The sequence below is a fragment of the Bradyrhizobium sp. Pha-3 genome (assembly GCF_042258325.1).
GTDB classification, from domain to species: domain Bacteria; phylum Pseudomonadota; class Alphaproteobacteria; order Rhizobiales; family Xanthobacteraceae; genus Bradyrhizobium; species Bradyrhizobium elkanii.
Genome location: NZ_CP170151.1, coordinates 4,074,799 through 4,091,827, shown reverse-complemented (window position 1 = coordinate 4,091,827; position 17,029 = coordinate 4,074,799). Strand labels below are relative to the sequence as shown.

The window sequence follows — 17,029 nt, the reverse complement described above, 5'->3', positions numbered from 1 at the left end:
GGGAAGTCCTCCGCTTGCGACGTTTCTATTTGCTATCAGGGAATTTCAATTCGTCGGCGCCGATCTCGGCGAAGTAAGGCGCGACCATCTCGGGCGTCACCTGTTCGATCCGGGCCGGCGACCATGTCGGATTGCGATCCTTGTCGATCACGGCGGCGCGCACGCCCTCGCGGAAATCGTCGCTGGCGAACACTTCGAGCGCGGCGCGATATTCGCGCACCAGGCACTCTTCCAGCGTCGCGGTCGCGCGCGCCAGCCGCAGCAGTTTCAGCGTTACCACCATGCCGCGCGGTGACTTCTCGCTGAGCGTCTTCAGCGTGTCCTGTGCCATGTCGGAGCCGTCGGCCTCGAGCGCGGCGACGACGTCCTCCATCCGGCCGCGTGCGAACCAGCCGTCGATCCTGGCCTGCATCGCGGCAACAGGGCCAGCCGTCTCGCCGGTGGCGAAGCCTCCGATCAGCCGGTCGATCTCGGCCGAATTCGTGCCCGGCGCAACCTTGGTCAGCGCCTCGCGCAACGCCGGCAGCTTCGCGCTCGGCACCACGGCGTCGGCGAATTTGGCGTAGATCGCATCGGGACCGTTCATCGTGGTGCCGGTGAGCCCGAAATAAGTGCCGATCTCGCCGGGCGAGCGCGACAGCAGATAGGTGCCGCCGACATCGGGGAAGAAACCGAGCCCGACCTCGGGCATCGCGAGCTTGGTCCGCTCCGTCACCACGCGGTGGCGGCCATGCGCCGACAGCCCGACGCCGCCGCCCATCACGATGCCGTCCATGAAGGCGACGTAGGGTTTCGGGAATTTCTTGATCCGCGCGTTGAGGATGTATTCGTCACGCCACAGGATCTTGCCGAGATCGCCCTTGGCCTTGGAGCTTTCCCAGAGCGCGCGGATATCGCCGCCGGCGCACAGGCCGCGGTCGCCGGCGCCTTCCAGCACGACGACAGCGACATCGCGATCGGCTTCGAACAGGTCGAGCGCCCTGTCGATGTCGTGGAACATCTCCAGCGTCACGGCATTGATCGCCTTCGGCCGGTTGAGCCGGATGATGCCGGCAGAACCTTCCTTGCGCGCGATCAGATCGCCTTCGGCCGCTGCCGCATCATTCATCGCGCGCCCTCGATCAACTTGCGCGACACGATCAGCCGCATGATTTCATTGGTGCCTTCGAGGATCTGGTGCACGCGCAGATCGCGCACGATCTTCTCGACGCCGTATTCGCTGAGGTAGCCGTAGCCGCCATGCAGCTGCAGCGCCTGGTTGGCGACCTCGAAGCCGACGTCGGTGCCGAACCGTTTTGCCATCGCGCACAGCATGGAGGCGTCCGAATCCTTGCGGTCGAGCGCGGCGGCCGCGCGCCACAGGAAGGTGCGCGCGGCTTCCAGCTCGGTCGCCATATCGGCGATCTTGAACTGCAGCGCCTGGAACTCGTCGAGCCGCTTTCCAAAGGCCTTGCGGTCCTTCATGTAGGCCAGCGCCTTGTCGAGCGCGGCCTGCGCGCCGCCGAGCGAGCACGCCGCGATGTTGAGCCGGCCGCCGTCGAGCCCGGCCATCGCGATCTTGAAGCCGATGCCCTCCTCGCCGAGCCGGTTCGCGACCGGCACGCGCGCGTTCTCGAACATCACGGCGCGGGTCGGCTGCGCATTCCAGCCCATCTTGCGCTCGTTATTGCCGAACGACACGCCCAGCGTCTTGCCGTCGACGACAAGCGTCGAGACGCCGCCGGGTCCGTCGCCGCCGGTGCGCACCATCGCCACCAGCAGGTCGGTGCTGCCGGCGCCGGAGATGAACTGCTTCTGGCCGTTGAGCACGTAATGATCGCCGTCGCGCACCGCGCGGGTGCGCAGCGCGGCGGCGTCGGAGCCGGCGCCCGGCTCGGTCAGGCAGTAGCTGGCGATCAGCTCCATGGTGCAGAGCTGCGGCAGCCATTTGTGGCGCTGGGTGTCGTTGCCGTAGGCATCGATCATCCAGGACGCCATGTTGTGGATCGAGATGAAGGCCGACGTGGTCGGGCACCCCGTCGCCAGCGCCTCGAAGATCAGCGCGGCGTCGAACCGCGTCATCGCCGAGCCGCCGACATCGTCCTTGATATAGATGCCGCCGATGCCGAGGTTTGCCGCCTCGCGCATCACATCGACCGGAAAGTGCTTCTTCTCGTCCCATTCGAGCGCGTGCGGCGCGATCTTCTCCGCCGCAAACGCCCGTGCCATGTCGCGAACCGCGATCTGGTCCTCGTTGAGAGCGAACTGCATGCTTCGCCTCTCGCGACGAGTTTACTTCATCGTCGGGATCGAGAACTCCGCGCCTTCCTTGACGCCGGACGGCCAACGCGAGGTCACCGTCTTGGTCTTGGTGTAGAAGCGGATCGAGTCCGGACCGTGCTGGTTGAGGTCGCCGAAGCCGGACTTCTTCCAGCCGCCGAAGGTGTAATAGGCGATCGGCACCGGGATCGGCACGTTGATGCCGACCATGCCGACATTGACCTTGGCGGCGAAGTCGCGCGCGGCGTCGCCGTCGCGGGTGAAGATCGCGACACCGTTGCCGTAGTCATGGTCGGACGGCAGCGCCAGCGCCTCGTGATAGTCGTGGGCGCGCACCACCGAGAGCACCGGGCCGAAGATCTCTTCCTTGTAGATCCGCATGTCCTTGGTGACGTTGTCGAACAGCGAACCGCCGAGATAGAAGCCCTTCTCGTAGCCCTGCATCTTGAAGCCGCGGCCGTCGACGGCAAGCGTCGCGCCTTCCTTGATGCCGATGTCGATGTAGCTCTTGACCTTCTCGACTGCCTCGCGGGTCACCAGCGGACCGTAATCGGCCGACGGATCGACCGAGGTGCCGATCTTGAGCGACTCGACGCGCGGGATCAGCTTCTCCATCAGGCGGTCGGCGGTGGTCTTGCCGACCGGCACCGCCACCGAGACGGCCATGCAGCGCTCGCCGGCGGAGCCGTAGCCGGCGCCGATCAGCGCGTCGACCGTCTGGTCCATGTCGGCATCGGGCATCACGATGGCGTGGTTCTTGGCGCCGCCGAAGCACTGGCAGCGCTTGCCGGTCTGCGCGGCGCGCTCGTAGATGTACTGCGCGATCGGGGTCGAGCCGACGAAGCCGATCGCCTTGATATCGGGATCGTCGAGGATGGCGTCGACCGCCTCCTTGTCGCCGTTGACGACGTTGAGGATGCCGGCCGGCAGCCCGGCTTCGATCATCAGCTGGGCCAGCGCCATCGGCACGCCGGGATCGCGCTCCGACGGCTTGAGGATGAAGGCGTTGCCGCAGGCGATCGCCGGCGCGAACTTCCACATCGGGATCATCGCCGGGAAATTGAACGGCGTGATGCCGGCGACCACGCCGAGCGGCTGGCGCATCGAATAGATGTCGATGCCGGGGCCGGCGCCCTCGGTGTACTCGCCCTTCATCAGGTGCGGGATGCCGCAGGCAAACTCGGCGACCTCGAGGCCGCGCTGGATGTCGCCCTTGGCGTCGGGAACGGTCTTGCCATGCTCGCGCGCGAGCAGCTCGGCGAGCTTGTCGTAGTCGCGCTGCACCAGCTCGAGGAACCGCATCATGACGCGGGCGCGGCGCTGCGGGTTGGTGGCGGCCCATTCCGGCTGCGCGGCCTTGGCGTTCTCGACCGCGGCGCGAAGCTCGGCCTTGGAGGCCAGCGCCACCTTGGCCTGGACCTCGCCGGTCATCGGCTCGAAGACGTCAGCCGTGCGGCCCGACGCGCCCTTGACCTCCTTGCCACCGATGAAATGTCCGATTGAGCGCATGGAAAAACCTCCCTGAAGCACCTGAATCGCCGCTCCTCGCGGCGGGATCGCTTTACAAACCCTATTGACCCTGCATTTTATGGGATTCAAGTCCGATAAATTGCACCATAGATGTGCGGAAATGCTGGATCAAGGCGGCGGCACAATCGACTGGGACGACTTCCGTTTCGTGCTTGCCATCGTGCGCGGCGGGTCGGTTTCGGCTGCCGCCAAGCAGCTCGGCGTCGATCATGCCACAGTGATCCGCCGTGTCGACCGGCTGGAGCGCCACCTTTCCGCAAAACTGTTTGATCGCCGCAAGACCGGCTATCTGCTGACCGAGGCCGGCCAGCGCGTCGCCGACAGCGCGGAGGCGATGGAATCCACCATCGTCGCCAACCAGGAGGCGGTCGGCGGCTCGCGCGCCCATCTCACCGGCACGGTGCGGATCGGCGCGCCCGACGGCTTCGGCAGTCACTTTCTGGCCTCGCGGCTGGTCAAGTTCACCGAGCGGTATCCCGATCTCGACCTGCAGCTCGTCGCCACCGCGCGGCTGTTCTCGCTCTCCAAGCGCGAGGCCGACATCGCGATCAGCCTGACGATGCCGAAGGAAGGCCGCATCGTCGGCCGCAAGCTCCTGGACTACACGCTCGGGCTTTATGCCGCACCCGCCTATCTCGCCCAGGCGCCGACCATCGCCGCACGCGCCGACCTGCCGCGGCATCGCTTCGTCGGCTACATCGAGGAGCTCTTGTTCACGCCCGAGCTCGACTATCTGCCGCAGGTCTCGCCAAAGATCTCCGCGAAATTCCGCAGCGCCAACCTGATCGCCCAGCTCAACGCCACCATCGCCGGCTTCGGCATCGCCGTGCTGCCGCACTTCATGGCGACCGCCCACCCCGAATTGCAGCCGGTGCTGCCGGACGAGGTGCGGATCTCCCGCACCTTCTGGCTTTTGATGCACGCCGACAGCAAGGACCTCGCCCGCATCCGCGCGGTGGCGGATTACATCTACGAGACGGTGGAAGCCGAGCGCGCGCTGTTCAGCGGGGTGTAATCTCTCCGTCGTCCCGGCGAAGGCCGGGACCCATAACCACAGCATTGCGTTGTTGAAGCGCGCTGCGGCCCCAGCGCCGCGCCACCACGACCATTTGGGGTAATGGGTCCCGGCCTTCGCCGGGACGACGATGGGGAAAGATCGCGACTAATTCACCTTGGCTTTCTTCGCCGGCGCCTTCGCGGCCGTCGCACGCCCCAGCACCGCCTCGCGGCCCGCGTTCAGTATCTCGTCGGACATCTCGCGGCTGCCGGCGATGCGCGACATCACGATGGTGCCCATCATGGTCGCCAGCGTCGCCATCGCCTGCTTGCGGGCGGCCTTGCGCGGCACGTCGATGATCTGGTCGGCCATCATGTCGATCATCTGGTCGAGCTTGAGGGCAAACGCCTTGCGGGTCTTCGGGCTCTCGCGGGCGATCTCGGCGCCGAGCGCCGGGATCGCGCAGCCCTGGCCGGGATCGTCGCGGTGCACCGCCGAAAGATAGCCGTCGATGATGGTTGAAAGCCGCTTCTCCGGCGGCGTGTCCGCGGCGACCTTGCGCCAGCGCTCGATGGCGCGGTCCATCGCGTAGCTGAAGGCCTCGATCACCAGCGCCTCGCGCGAGTCGAAATGCGCGTAGAAGCCGCCATGGGTCAGGCCGGCGTCCTTCATCAGGTCGGCGACGCCGATGCCGTGGGCGCCCCGCTCGCGCAGCCGCGTCGCGGCCTTCTTGACGATCCGCGCGTGGGTTTCCTGCTTGTGTTCTTTCGAATAGCGCATGCCGGTCTCATGGAATGTTTCTAATCATATAATAGCAGATTTGCGGCCGGAATGCTGCAGTTATTTCGCCTTGTCGGCCATTTTGGGTTCCCCGCCGAGCATCGAAAATGTCGCGGTCGCGTGCACCGCAAGATTGCCCCTGCCGTCGCGGACGAAGCCCTCGGTGTAGCTGGTCTGGCGGCCGAGCTTGATCACCTTGCCTTCGGCGCTGATGGTGCCCGAACGTGCCGACAGCGGCCGCAGATAGGTCAGCTTGAGGTCGAGCGTGACCGAGGTCTGCCCCGCCGGCAGCATGGTCGAGATCGCGCAGCCCATCGCGGTATCGAGCAGCGCCGCGGCGGTCGCGCCGTGCAGCAGGCCGATGGTGTTCTCGAGGCTCTCATGCGGCTCGAGTTCCATTACGATGCGGCCCTCGTCGACCACCGCCATGCGGAAGCCGATCAGCTTGGCCATCGGCGGCGGCGGCAACCGACCGTCGCGGATAGCGCGCATCGCCTCGATCCCGGACATCGGCAGCGCCGCCTTCGCCACCGGTCCGGGCGCCTGCCATTCCACCAGGCGGACGCGCAGCAGATCGGGCGAATGAAGATCGATGCTTTCGGCGGCGGTCATGACGGCTCCATTTATATGATGAATATAATTTTATAGATCCGCATCCCTCGGCGCAACCGCCGCGCCGGTCCCTTGACAGAGCCACGCTTTGTCCGGGACATGGCCCAAGTCATTCCGGGGCGACGCAAAGCGTCGAACCCGGAATCTCGAGATTCCGGGTCTGGTGCTTGCGCACCATCCCGGAATGACTTGTCGATCAATTCCTGCGCCGGGACCAACCCATGGACATGCTCAATCCCCACTGCGGCATCGACCGCGACTCCAGAGGCGTCGTCCGCCTCACGATCTGCAACGCCGGCAAGCTGAACATCGTGAGTTCAGCCGTCACCAACGGCGTGCGCGAGGGCTTTGAGCAGCTGGCCGCCGACCGCGACATCCGCGTCGTGATCCTCGCCGGCGAAAGCGAGCGCAGCATGATCGGCGGCGCCGACATCAAGGAAATGGCGACGCTCGACCAGACATCCGCTGAAGCATTCATCAGCCGGCTGCGCGACCTCTGCGAGGCCGTGCGCAAATTCCCGGCGCCGGTGATCGCCCGCCTGCCCGGCTGGTGCCTCGGCGGCGGCCTCGAGGTCGCGGCCGCCTGCGACGTCCGCGTTGCCGCACATGACGCGATGTTCGGCATGCCCGAGGTGCGCGTCGGCATCCCCTCGGTGATCCACGCCGCGCTGCTGCCGCGCCTGATCGGCTGGGGCCGCGCCCGCTGGCTGATGATGACCGCGGAGAACATCGACGCCCAAACCGCGCTCGCCTGGGGCCTGGTCGACACCGTGGCAAAGCCCGGCGGCCTCGACGACGCCGTCGAGCACACCGTCAAGGCGCTGCTGGAATGCGGCCCCGAGGCGCTACGGATCCAGAAGGACCTGCTGCGGCAGTGGGAAGAGCTGCCGCTGACCGAGTCGGTCAACCTCAGCGTCGGCGTGTTCGGAAAATCGTTCCTGACCGGCGAGCCGCAGCGCCTGCTGCAGGGGTTTTTGGACCGCAAGCGGTAGGCGGCCCGCTCAGCTCGAGACGGGGATCTCGATCAGGACCAGCGTGCCGCGGCCCGGCTCGCTCTCCAGCGCAATCCGGCCGCTGAGCGACGACACTACGGTATTGAAGGCGATGTGCAAACCGAGCCCGATATTGCCCCGCTCCCGCCCGGTGGTGAAAAACGGATCGAACACCCTTGCCTGCAAATCCTCGCGGATGCCGACGCCTTGGTCGGCGCAAGCGATCCGGGCGAGCGCCTGATCCGGCTGCGTCACCGTCATGGTGAAGCGTCCGCCGCGGCCATCGGGATAGGCGTGCGCCGCCGCGTTGAACGCCAGGTTGCTGATCACCTGCGCCAGCGCGCCGGGATAGCTGTTGAGAATGATGCCCTGCGGGCACGTGACTTCGACGACCAATCCCTGACGGGACAGCAGCGGCCCGAGCTTTGAGATCAGCTCAGAGAGCCATCCGCCGAGCTCGAACGTGTGGCGCTCCTCGTCGGCCTGATGGATGGCGACCTGCTTGAAGCTGTGCACCATCTCGGATGCACGATGCAGGTTTTCCGAGGTCAATCGAAGGCCGTTCTCGATCCGTGCAATGCCCCGCGTCAGGTCGGAGCGGCGGACGGCGCTGCCGTTGAGCGCCTCGCTCATCGCGCGAAGGTCCGCCTCCATGGTGGTTGACGTGGTCAGCGCGAGGCCAAGCGGCGTGCTGACCTCGTGCGCGACACCGGCGACGAGCTGCCCGAGCGAGGCCAGCTTCTCAGCCTGCACGAGGTGCGATTGCGTCGCGTGCAGATCGCGCAACGAGGCTTCCGAGCGCTCCTTCTCCTGCTTCAGCGCCTGCGCCGTTCGAAATTGCCGGCGCGCCCGGAACTCGCGGGCGGCGACGGCGTAAAGCGACAACGCATAGGCGTTGATGACAAGGGAATGATTGATGAAGCGCAAGCCCGGCGGCAGCGCGGGCCCGAGCGATTCAGCGATGCACAGCGCAATCCATGTCGTGAGACAGAACACCGCCAGCGGCCCGATCCGCAGCGGCAGCATGGTCGAGACGAACAGGATCACCATCATCACACCGGGCGCCGCATAGGTGAATCCCGAGGGCAGCACGAGGTAGACGCTCGGCAGCACGCAGCCTGGAACGACGCAATAGACCAGAAAGATCGTTTCGGCCCACGGCTTCATCGCCGGCACCGAGAGCAAGGCGGTGAGCGGCAGCAAGACCAGCACGGCGACCCCGCCGCGGATCGCCAGCGTGGTCGCCACGACGTCGGGATAGAGCACCCAATCCCAGAACGCATATCCGGCATAGGTGAAGGCGCCAAGCAGCATCGCGACCTGGGTCCAGCCGATATTGCCCCTCACGTACTGGTCGACAAATCGGCGCTCCTCGACGGTGTCGTCGAAGCGCAGTCCAAGGCGGGTCAAAAGACGGAGCATTACGGTACTAAAGTATGAAAGGTCTTGGTGCTGGAATGGGAGCGTGGAAAATGATCTACGACAGCTTGCCTGCGCTGTCGCGTCCTTTTGGCGCGTCGGCGACCGCGGCGCGGCATCGCGCCGCGCCCCTCACCGGGCGTTCGCCGGGGCGTGGGTCGGCCAGAGGTCGGCGCGCCAGTGCAGCGCGATCGCCAACATGGCGATGAAGCCGGCGGCAGCGAGCAGCGTGCCGGTCGCGGTGTAGCCGATCAGGTCGATCAGGCTGCCGGCGGCGAGCAGCCCGAGCGGCAGGCCGTAGATCACCATCATGCGCACGCCCATGACGCGACCGCGCAGATGCGCGCTGGCATTGCGCATCAGCATCACGGCGGCCGAGATCATCGACATGCTCTGCGCGATGCCGGCGAGCAGCAGGCAGGCCATCGCGACCGGCATGGTCCGGAGCTCGACGAACACCAGGAGCATGGCGTACCAGGCGAGCGTCGCGCCGATCAGAAGCCGCGCGATGCGTACCCCGCCGGCCATGCTGAGCGTGATCGAGCCGATCAGCGAGCCCACCGCAAAGCTCGCCGAGAGATAGCCGAGCCCGGTCTGGTCGGTATGGAAGATGTCGCGCGCGACATAGGGCAAGAGCCCGTTGGTGAGCGGAAACGCGGTGAGGTTGGCGAGGAACGCAACGCAGAGCGCGGCGCGCATGCCCGGGCCGCTCCAGGCATAGACGATGCCCTCCTTCAGGTCGCGCAGCAGCTTTGAGCCCGGCGCGTCGGCCGCGAGATCGGTCGTGCCATGCGACTTCGGGCGGCTCATGCAGAGCATCAGGATGGCGGCGACGAAATAGAAGCCGGCGATCCCGACATAGACATAGCCGATGCCGAGCGCCGCGAATAATCCGGCCCCGGTCAGGGCTCCTGCGATACGCGCCGAGTCCTGCGTGGTGCGCGCCAGGCTGATGGCGCCGACCAGCTGCTCCGGCGGCATGATGTCGGCGAGCAGCGCACCGCGCACGCCGAGATCCGACGGGCGGATCACGCCCATGATCGCGACGATGATCATGACGTTCAGCGGAGCGAGATGCCCGGTCAGCGCCAGCGCCATGATGGTGCCGGCAAGCGCCGTATAGGCAAAGCGCATCACGGCGAGGAGATCGCGGTGCCCCATGCGGTCGCCGATCATACCGACGACCGGCGCGACCAGCGTGCCGACATATTGCAGCGACGCCAGCACGGTCAGCAGCAGCACCGAGCCGGTCTCGACCATGATGTACCAGCCGAGCACCAGCGTCTCGACCTCGAACGCCCAGGAGGTGAGCAGATCGGACGGCCATTGAAAGCGATAGCTGCGGATGCGAAATGGCGCGAGCGCGGAGGTCCGCGTGGTCCCGCTCAAGGCGCGATGACGCGTGTCACGGCGTGTCCTGCCCTTTTTCCTTGTTCTTCTGGGTCTTGGTTCTTGGTCGTGCTTGCGGCGCTTTGAATCTGTCTTGAGTCGCTTGGGAAAATGCCCTGTTCCGGCAGCGTAGCGCCGAGGCGATTGGTGTCAATCGAAGCCGCCGCATGCGGCCATGCACGATGGTATCCGCAGCGACGGGATGGCGCAGCCTCGCGAAACGCAGGCCCTACACCGGCGGCACGGCGCGCCGCAGCATGAAATGGGTGGGTATGAAAGCGAGCAGCGGCAGGCCGATCATCAGGCCAGCCAGCCACACCAGCGGCGGCACGAAGCCTTGCGCCGCCCTGTCGCTGGTACCGAAGACGTAGTTGATGTTGACCGGAGTCATGCCCGGGTCCGGCCGCGGTCCCGGCATCACAAAGTAGCAGATCAGCAGTAGCGCCCATGCCAGCACGCTCCAGACGATCAGCGCGCGCTGGTCGTAGCCGAGCCGCCAGACCAGGAACAGCAGCAGGAACGGCAGCCAGCCGTGGAAGCCCGACAGGAACCGCAGGAACAGCGACAGGTTCTGGTCGAACATGTAGTCGGTCATTCCGGTGAGCGAGTAGCCGGCGACATGGGCGAGAAAGTCGATCACCCAAAATGTTTGCGGCACAAGGAGTCCGACGGCACACATCGAGATCAACAGCGCGCTCTCGGTCCAGACCCCGATCAAGGTGAGGATCAGGCAGACGTCGCAGAAATACAGAAAGTTGGTCGGCCCGTAGCAGTACGTGTACACCGGCACCAGGACGGCCATGAAGGCGCTGAAGCCGATCTTGACGGAGAGCGGAATGCGGGCGGACGGCTGCTCGACGGCGATCACGGACATTGCGGCGGGACTTTCCATTGCACAATCCGCCAGCCCTAGCGCCGGATCGGTAGACAGACCCGTATTCCGCAACCTTGAATTGATCAGCGTTCGGAATTCGGTTAACGCCAACTCAGCGGCGCCGGTACAGTTTTAGCTGCCCGCGCGCGCGATGATCGTGCTAGCATGCCTGTTCCGAAGCCGCGGAGGACGACATGAACGCCTTCGAAGTTTTCGCGATCTACCTGACGCCCTTTGTGATCATCGCGATCGCAATCCGGCTGCTGATGAAGCGCCATGCCGTCGACCTGCCGGACGTGCAGAAACAAGCCGGCTCCGCGCCGAAGCGACGATTTCTGCTCGGTGCCTGGCGGTCGGATTAGATCAGGTCGCAGACAAGCTCGGATGCGCCGCCGCCCGGCGAAATTCTCAATCATTGACTTGCCCGATGCCGCAAGGCCTCGCGAGAAGAGAAACCCGGCGTACGTTCGGGCGATTCATGTCGCGGGAATGCGGACGTGTGACTCACAAGAGGCGCCAAACGCTCGGTGTCGTCCCTGCGAAAGCAGGGACCCATAACCACCGATGCTGATTGTTGCGCGATGTTGGAAGGACGAGTCTCTTCAACGACCTCCGCAGCGGCGTATGGGTCCCTGCTTTCGCAAGGACGACACCGGTGGAGACTCGTGTGCTCTCATTCTCCCTGGTGTCATCATGAATCGAGGACCATCCTCATCGTCATCCTGGCGAAAGCCAGGACCCATTGCCCCAAATCTCCATTGTTGCGCGGCGCTGGGGCCACGGTTCATCACTGAATGCGGTGGTTACGGGTCTGGCTTTCGCCAGGGCGACATTGGTGATTGCGGAACGATTCCAGCCCCCAACTCATGCGAACACGACATTTTGTCATGAGCGCCGCAGTTGCATTTTTTGCATCGCATCATATGATGACAGTAATTCAATCAAATCCCCGACATAAAAAGGGACTTTTGCCATGGCAACCAGCACCGATCCCGTCGTCATCCTCTCCGCCGCCCGCACCCCGCTCGGCCGCTTCATGGGCGAGCTCGCGCCGCTGCCGGCGCACAAGCTCGGCTCGCATGTGATCGGCGCGGCGCTGGAGCGCGCAAAACTCGCGCCCGAGCGCATCGACGAGGTGTTCATGGGCAACGTGCTGCCCGCCGGCCAGGGCCAGGCCCCTGCCCGCCAGGCCGCGCGCGGCGCCAAACTGCCGGACGCCACCGGCGCCACCACCGTCAACAAGGTCTGCGGCTCCGGCATGAAGGCGACCATGCTCGCCCACGACATCATCAAGGCCGGCTCGGCCGAGATCGTGCTGTCCGGCGGCATGGAGAGCATGAGCAATGCGCCGTATCTGTTGCAGAAGGCGCGCGGCGGCTATCGCGCCGGCCACGACCGCATCATCGATCACATGATGATGGACGGGCTCGAGGACGCCTACGAGACCGGCCGCTCGATGGGCGATTTCGGCGAAGCGACCGCGGAGGCCTATCAGTTCACCCGCGCCGACCAGGACGCGTTCGCGATGGAGACGCTGAGCCGTGCCCGCAAGGCGGTCGAGGGCGGCGCCTTCAAGGCCGAGATCGCGCCGATCACGCTCGCCGAGAAGGCCGGCCCGCGGATCGTCGCCAATGACGAGCACCCGCTGAAGGTCGATCCGGCGAAAATCCCCGGCCTGAAGCCGGCATTCCGCGCGGGCGGCACCATCACGCCGGCCGCCTCCTCCGCCAATGCCGACGGCGCCGCGGCGCTGATCCTCAGCCGGCGCTCGCTCGCCGATCGCGACGGACTGCCGGTTCTGGCCGAGATCAAGGGCCACGCCACCCACAGCCAGGAGCCGCAGTGGTTCACGACAGCGCCGATCCCGGCGATCAGAAAGCTGCTCGACAAGGTCGGCTGGAGCGTCGGCGATGTCGACCTGTTCGAGATCAACGAGGCGTTTGCGGTGGTCGCGATGGCGGCGCAGCGCGACCTCGGCATTCCCAGGGACAGGCTGAACATCAACGGCGGCGCCTGCGCGCTCGGTCATCCGATCGGCGCCACCGGCGCGCGGCTGATCGTAACGCTGCTGCACGCGCTGGAGGCGCAGAACCTGAAGCGCGGCGTTGCCGCGCTGTGCATCGGCGGCGGCGAAGCCACCGCGATCGCAGTCGAGCGGGTCGCGCACTGATCCACTGCCTGCCCTCATGGTGTGGAGTGCGAAGCACGTCTCGAACCATGAGGCCCGGTTCCCGGCCTGCATCCTTCGAGACGCCCGCTCTGCGGGCTCCTCAGGATGAGGTTATACAGAGTCCGAAAACGAGGGAACTATGGCATTTTAGCCATGGCTCCCTCGTGCCATATTGCGCATCACGCAAAGCTTTCGCCGCAATCGATCTGGAACACAATGATCTCGAACTGGCTTGCTTCCACCCTCGCCCGCCGCAACATCCATTACGGCTGGGTGATGGTCGCCGTCACCTTCCTGGCCGCGCTGATCTCGGCCGGCACCGTCGGCGCGCCCGGCGTCTTCATCGTGCCGCTGCAGAAGGAATTCGGCTGGTCCACCGCCGAGATTTCCTCGGCACTGTCGATCCGCTTCATCCTGTTCGGGCTGATGGCGCCGTTTGCCGCCGCGCTGATGAACCGCTACGGCCTGCGCAACGTGACGCTGGCGGCGCAGCTGATCGTGGTCGCCGGACTATTGGCCTCGCTCGCCATGACCCAGGTCTGGCAGCTCATCCTGCTGTGGGGTGTCGTGATCGGAATCGGCACCGGGATGACCGCGCTGGTGCTCGGCGCGACCATCGCGGCGCGCTGGTTCGTGGCGCGGCGCGGCCTCGTGGTCGGCATCCTCACCGCAAGCGTCGCGACGGGACAGCTCGCCTTCCTGCCCCTGCTCGCCACGCTGACCGAGCGCTACGGCTGGCGTGTCGCGCTCGGGCTGGTCTGCGTCATGCTCGGCGTCGCCGCCTTTGCCGTGCTGATGGTGATGCGCGACCGGCCGAGCGACATCGGCCTGCGTCCGTTCGGCGACGAGGGCACGGCGCCGCTTGCCGCGCCGCCGCCGGCCAATGCGCCGATCGTGGCCGCCGCGCTCGGCACGCTGCGGGACTCCGCGAAGTCGTCAGTGTTCTGGATCCTGTTCGCGACCTTCTTCGTCTGCGGCGCCTCGACCAACGGCCTGGTCCAGGTTCATTTGATCCCGATGTGCCTCGACTACGGCATCCCGCAGGTGCAGGCGGCGAGCCTGCTCGCCGCGATGGGAATCTTCGATTTCTTCGGCACCATCGTCTCGGGCTGGCTGTCGGACCGCTACGACAACCGCTATCTGCTGTTCTGGTATTACGGCCTGCGCGGGCTGTCGCTGCTGTTCCTGCCGTTCTCCGACTTCACGTTCTACGGGCTGTCGCTGTTCGCGATGTTCTATGGCCTCGACTGGATCGCGACGGTGCCGCCGACGGTGCGCCTCACCGCGCAGCGCTTCGGCGCCGAGCGCGCCAATCTGGTGTTCGGATGGATCTTCGCCGGCCACCAGCTCGGCGCAGGCGCCGCCGCGTTCGGCGCCGGACTGTCGCGCACGATCTATCAGAGCTACCTGCCGGCATTCTTCATTGCCGGTGCGCTGTGCATCTTTGCCGCGCTGATCGCGCTGGCGATCGCGCGGCCGCAGCCGAAATCGGTGGCGGAGCCGAAGCCGGTCGCGGCCTGAGGCCGCTTCCCGCGCGCCGGTCAGTACGACAGGATGGTGCGCATCCCGAACACCACGCTGTCCTTGATCCGATGCGTTTGCGTCGGATCGTTGGGATCGACGGCGCCGCCGCCGGGATGGGCGATGTATTGAAACATCGGCTGCATGGTGAAATTCGGGTTCACCACGTGCTGGTAGGTGATCTCGAGGATCGCCTCGTAGTCGCGGATCGGATACGGCGTGCCCGTGAAGATCTGGGTGTCGCGGTCGAGCGCGCGCGCGGCGTCCGAAATCCTGGCATAGATCGCGGCGATGCCGAACCGATCGTCCGGATACGTCTTGCTGAAGCCGGTGAGCAGGAAGCCGCCGTCGACATAGGTGCTGATCAGATTGCGGTCCGACGGGCTGACCGAAGCGCGCATGAAGAACGCGACGCCCTTGTCAGCGTCCGGCCTGGCGCGCGCAAGCAGCTGCTCATAGACCATGAAGATGCCGTTGTCCCGCCGCAGCCATCGCGTGTCGCCGGAGCTGTCGGGATCGGCGAGCGACAGCCCGTCGGCCGAGAAGCGCTGGTCGGCGAACGAGCCCATGTGATACCAGGCGCCCCCGGTGATGGTCGCCGGCAGCCTGCTCTCGCCGATCTCGAACTTGTATTTGAGCTGGCCGATCCACCACGGCGGATCGTTGACGCGAAAATTCAGCCCGTGGGCGTTCAATATCTGCGGATCGTCCGTCCCCTGCGGCGGCGAAGCCGAACCGTCGAACAGTGCGAGATAGGCGGTGATGCGGTCGGACAGATTGGCCTTGAACCGGATGCCGGGCACGGCAAGTGGCGGCGACGGTCCGCCGGCCGGCAGAATGGTGCCGACAATGCCCGGCCAGCCCAGCGCCGAATTGATGAAGATGTCGTCGTACTGGCTGTCGATGAACTCGACGTCCGAGCCCTGCTGGCCGACGCGCACCGAAAGTTTGCCGCCGAGCAGCTTCTGCTCGATCCAGAATTCATAGAGCCGCGTCGCCGGCAGCGACTCGACGCCGGACACCAGGAACAGGTTGCCGACATAGCTCCGCGACAGCCCGTCGCCGTGGATCTGGTACATGTTGGCGTGGAAGGTCGCGCCGCTCCAGCCGATCGCCTTCTCGAGGTCGATGGTGGTGCCGAGATCGAGACGGCCGGTATAGGCCGCGCCGTTGCTGACGCCGCCAGCGACGTTGGAAAACCCCTCACCGATATAGGTCAGGCTGAACTGGTAGCCGGCCTCCTCGAGCGCAGCGCGGGTATCCGCAATCCGGTCGGCGACGGGCTTGTCCTCAGCATGCGCCGGCGCGCCGAGCGCGAGGGCCGCGGCCACCAACATCGCGCGGGAAAGAACTCTGCACATCGGGAATGCCGCGGTGCGAATCGCGCTATTTGACGATGCCGAGCCGCCGCATCAGCAGATAGGCCAGCAGCGCCGACCCGGCCAACAGGCCTGCGGCCACCAGAAATCCGCTGTCGACATCCGTCAGCGGCAATCCCTTGGTGTTCATGCCGAAGATGCCGGTGACGAGCGTCGGCGGCAGCAGCATCATGGTGACGACGGACAACGCGTGGAGATGCTTGTTGCTCTCCTCCTCGAGCTTGAAGCGCAGCTCCTCCTCCAGCAGGCGGCTGCGCTCGTGCAGTTCGACGATGTCGTGGTCGAGACCGTCGAGCCGCTGCGCGAGCTTGCCGGCCTGCAGCCGCAGCGCCGGGCTGAGATCGTCGGTGTTCTTCTGCTCGAGCCGGTGGAACAGCACGCGCAAGCCCGCGAGCTGGCGATGCAGCCGCACACAGGTGCGGCGCATCCGGCTCAGATTCTTGCGCAGTTCGGATCCGGTATCCTCGGCAAGCACCCGCTCCTCGATCGCGTCGATATCGGTGCCGATCCTGTCCGCCATGCGGTCCATGGTGTCGGCGATCTCGTCGACGATCTTCTCCAGCAGCGCCGCGACGCTGCCGACACGATGGCCGCGCTCGAGCACGCGGCGCGCCGCATCGGCGGAGCACAGCGCCTGATGGCGGCCGCTGATCAGGAGACGCTCGGTCATCGCGAAGCGGAGGAAGCCGGTCTCGCGGGTGGCGGCTTCGACATCCCGCACCAGGTCGGAAAACACGCCGTAGACGCAATTGTCGACGACGTGGATCTGCTGGAAATTGTCATTCGACAGCAAGAGGTCCCGCGCCAGTTGCGGGATGTGCATGTTGGCGAGCCACGCCCGGGTGCGGACGTCGGTCAGGTTGAAGTGCAGCCACAGCCTTCCGTCATGGCTCGGCTCGACCGGCGCATCGATCGGAAGCGCCTCGGCGCGGCCGTCGTGATGCAGGCGGAACGCCCAGACCAGACCTGGGACCGCCTCGCGGGTCAGCAGCGACCCGACCGGAGCGGGAGGTGGATCAGCCAGCATGGCCGGCCCCCAAGGCAATCGATAACGCAACCGCGCGAAATGACATGTTCAAGACCTCGCCCACGCGCAACGCTGAGCAA

Annotated in this window: 15 protein-coding genes; 5 read left to right on the top strand and 10 right to left on the bottom strand. The window is 65.9% G+C overall.

The genetic code is table 11. From position 1 onward, the window contains the following. Nucleotides 1–25: 25 nt before the first annotated feature. From ACE10X_RS18885 to ACE10X_RS18875, 3 genes are read right to left on the bottom strand one after another with little or no spacing between them, the layout of a single operon-like run. Nucleotides 26–1,108 (bottom strand): enoyl-CoA hydratase/isomerase family protein, encoded by a 1,083-nt coding sequence (locus ACE10X_RS18885; protein ID WP_038384132.1) that lies wholly within the window; start codon nt 1,106–1,108, stop codon nt 26–28. Continuing rightward, a complete protein-coding gene (locus ACE10X_RS18880; RefSeq protein ID WP_038384131.1) occupies nt 1,105–2,250 on the bottom strand; it encodes an isobutyryl-CoA dehydrogenase in 1,146 nt (381 codons plus the stop codon). The genes ACE10X_RS18885 and ACE10X_RS18880 overlap by 4 nt, the downstream gene beginning before the upstream one ends. Before the next feature lie 21 nt (nt 2,251–2,271). Next, entirely contained in the window at nt 2,272–3,768 is a 1,497-nt protein-coding gene (locus ACE10X_RS18875; RefSeq protein WP_038384130.1) for a CoA-acylating methylmalonate-semialdehyde dehydrogenase, read from the bottom strand. A gap of 121 nt (nt 3,769–3,889) precedes the next feature. Between ACE10X_RS18875 and ACE10X_RS18870 the strand changes: the two genes are divergently transcribed. Further along, complete coding sequence (locus ACE10X_RS18870; RefSeq protein WP_028344657.1) at nt 3,890–4,804, top strand: LysR family transcriptional regulator; 915 nt, start codon at nt 3,890–3,892, stop codon at nt 4,802–4,804. Nucleotides 4,805–4,951: 147 nt separating this feature from the next. Here ACE10X_RS18870 and ACE10X_RS18865 read toward each other — a convergent pair whose 3' ends face one another. Both ACE10X_RS18865 and ACE10X_RS18860 read right to left on the bottom strand, forming a co-directional pair. Continuing rightward, complete coding sequence (locus tag ACE10X_RS18865) at nt 4,952–5,566, bottom strand: TetR/AcrR family transcriptional regulator (RefSeq protein WP_038384129.1); 615 nt, start codon at nt 5,564–5,566, stop codon at nt 4,952–4,954. A 60-nt stretch (nt 5,567–5,626) separates the two neighbouring features. Continuing rightward, nucleotides 5,627–6,178, bottom strand: a complete 552-nt coding sequence (locus tag ACE10X_RS18860; protein WP_038384128.1) for a PaaI family thioesterase — start codon at nt 6,176–6,178, stop codon at nt 5,627–5,629. Nucleotides 6,179–6,399: 221 nt separating this feature from the next. Here ACE10X_RS18860 and ACE10X_RS18855 point away from each other — a divergent pair, with 221 nt between their 5' ends. After that, complete coding sequence (locus ACE10X_RS18855; RefSeq protein WP_038384127.1) at nt 6,400–7,170, top strand: enoyl-CoA hydratase; 771 nt, start codon at nt 6,400–6,402, stop codon at nt 7,168–7,170. Between the two features lie 9 nt (nt 7,171–7,179). Here the strand turns inward: ACE10X_RS18855 and ACE10X_RS18850 are convergent, their stop codons facing one another. The 3 genes from ACE10X_RS18850 to ACE10X_RS18840 all read right to left on the bottom strand — a co-directional run bounded on the left by ACE10X_RS18850 (nt 7,180) and on the right by ACE10X_RS18840 (nt 10,870). After that, a complete protein-coding gene (locus ACE10X_RS18850) occupies nt 7,180–8,592 on the bottom strand; it encodes a sensor histidine kinase (RefSeq protein ID WP_038384126.1) in 1,413 nt (470 codons plus the stop codon). A 129-nt stretch (nt 8,593–8,721) separates the two neighbouring features. After that, entirely contained in the window at nt 8,722–9,978 is a 1,257-nt protein-coding gene (locus tag ACE10X_RS18845) for an MFS transporter (RefSeq protein WP_038384125.1), read from the bottom strand. A 229-nt stretch (nt 9,979–10,207) separates the two neighbouring features. Further along, the gene (locus tag ACE10X_RS18840; RefSeq protein ID WP_244435762.1) at nt 10,208–10,870 is read right to left on the bottom strand and encodes a hypothetical protein; all 663 of its coding nucleotides are present in this window, start codon (nt 10,868–10,870) and stop codon (nt 10,208–10,210) included. Nucleotides 10,871–11,046: 176 nt separating this feature from the next. Here ACE10X_RS18840 and ACE10X_RS18835 point away from each other — a divergent pair, with 176 nt between their 5' ends. From ACE10X_RS18835 to ACE10X_RS18825, 3 genes are all read left to right on the top strand, one after another. Then, complete coding sequence (locus ACE10X_RS18835) at nt 11,047–11,214, top strand: hypothetical protein (RefSeq protein ID WP_162832415.1); 168 nt, start codon at nt 11,047–11,049, stop codon at nt 11,212–11,214. Nucleotides 11,215–11,825: 611 nt separating this feature from the next. Beyond that, on the top strand, nt 11,826–13,022 hold the full coding sequence (locus tag ACE10X_RS18830) for an acetyl-CoA C-acyltransferase (RefSeq protein WP_038384123.1): 1,197 nt from the start codon (nt 11,826–11,828) through the stop codon (nt 13,020–13,022). 216 nt (nt 13,023–13,238) lie between these two features. Then, entirely contained in the window at nt 13,239–14,543 is a 1,305-nt protein-coding gene (locus ACE10X_RS18825; RefSeq protein WP_304555780.1) for an MFS transporter, read from the top strand. A 20-nt stretch (nt 14,544–14,563) separates the two neighbouring features. Here the strand turns inward: ACE10X_RS18825 and ACE10X_RS18820 are convergent, their stop codons facing one another. After that, a complete protein-coding gene (locus ACE10X_RS18820) occupies nt 14,564–15,880 on the bottom strand; it encodes a carbohydrate porin (RefSeq protein WP_051002927.1) in 1,317 nt (438 codons plus the stop codon). Between the two features lie 49 nt (nt 15,881–15,929). Next, nucleotides 15,930–16,949, bottom strand: coding sequence for a transporter (locus tag ACE10X_RS18815; protein ID WP_038384121.1), 1,020 nt, complete (start codon nt 16,947–16,949; stop codon nt 15,930–15,932). Nucleotides 16,950–17,029: the final 80 nt, after the last annotated feature.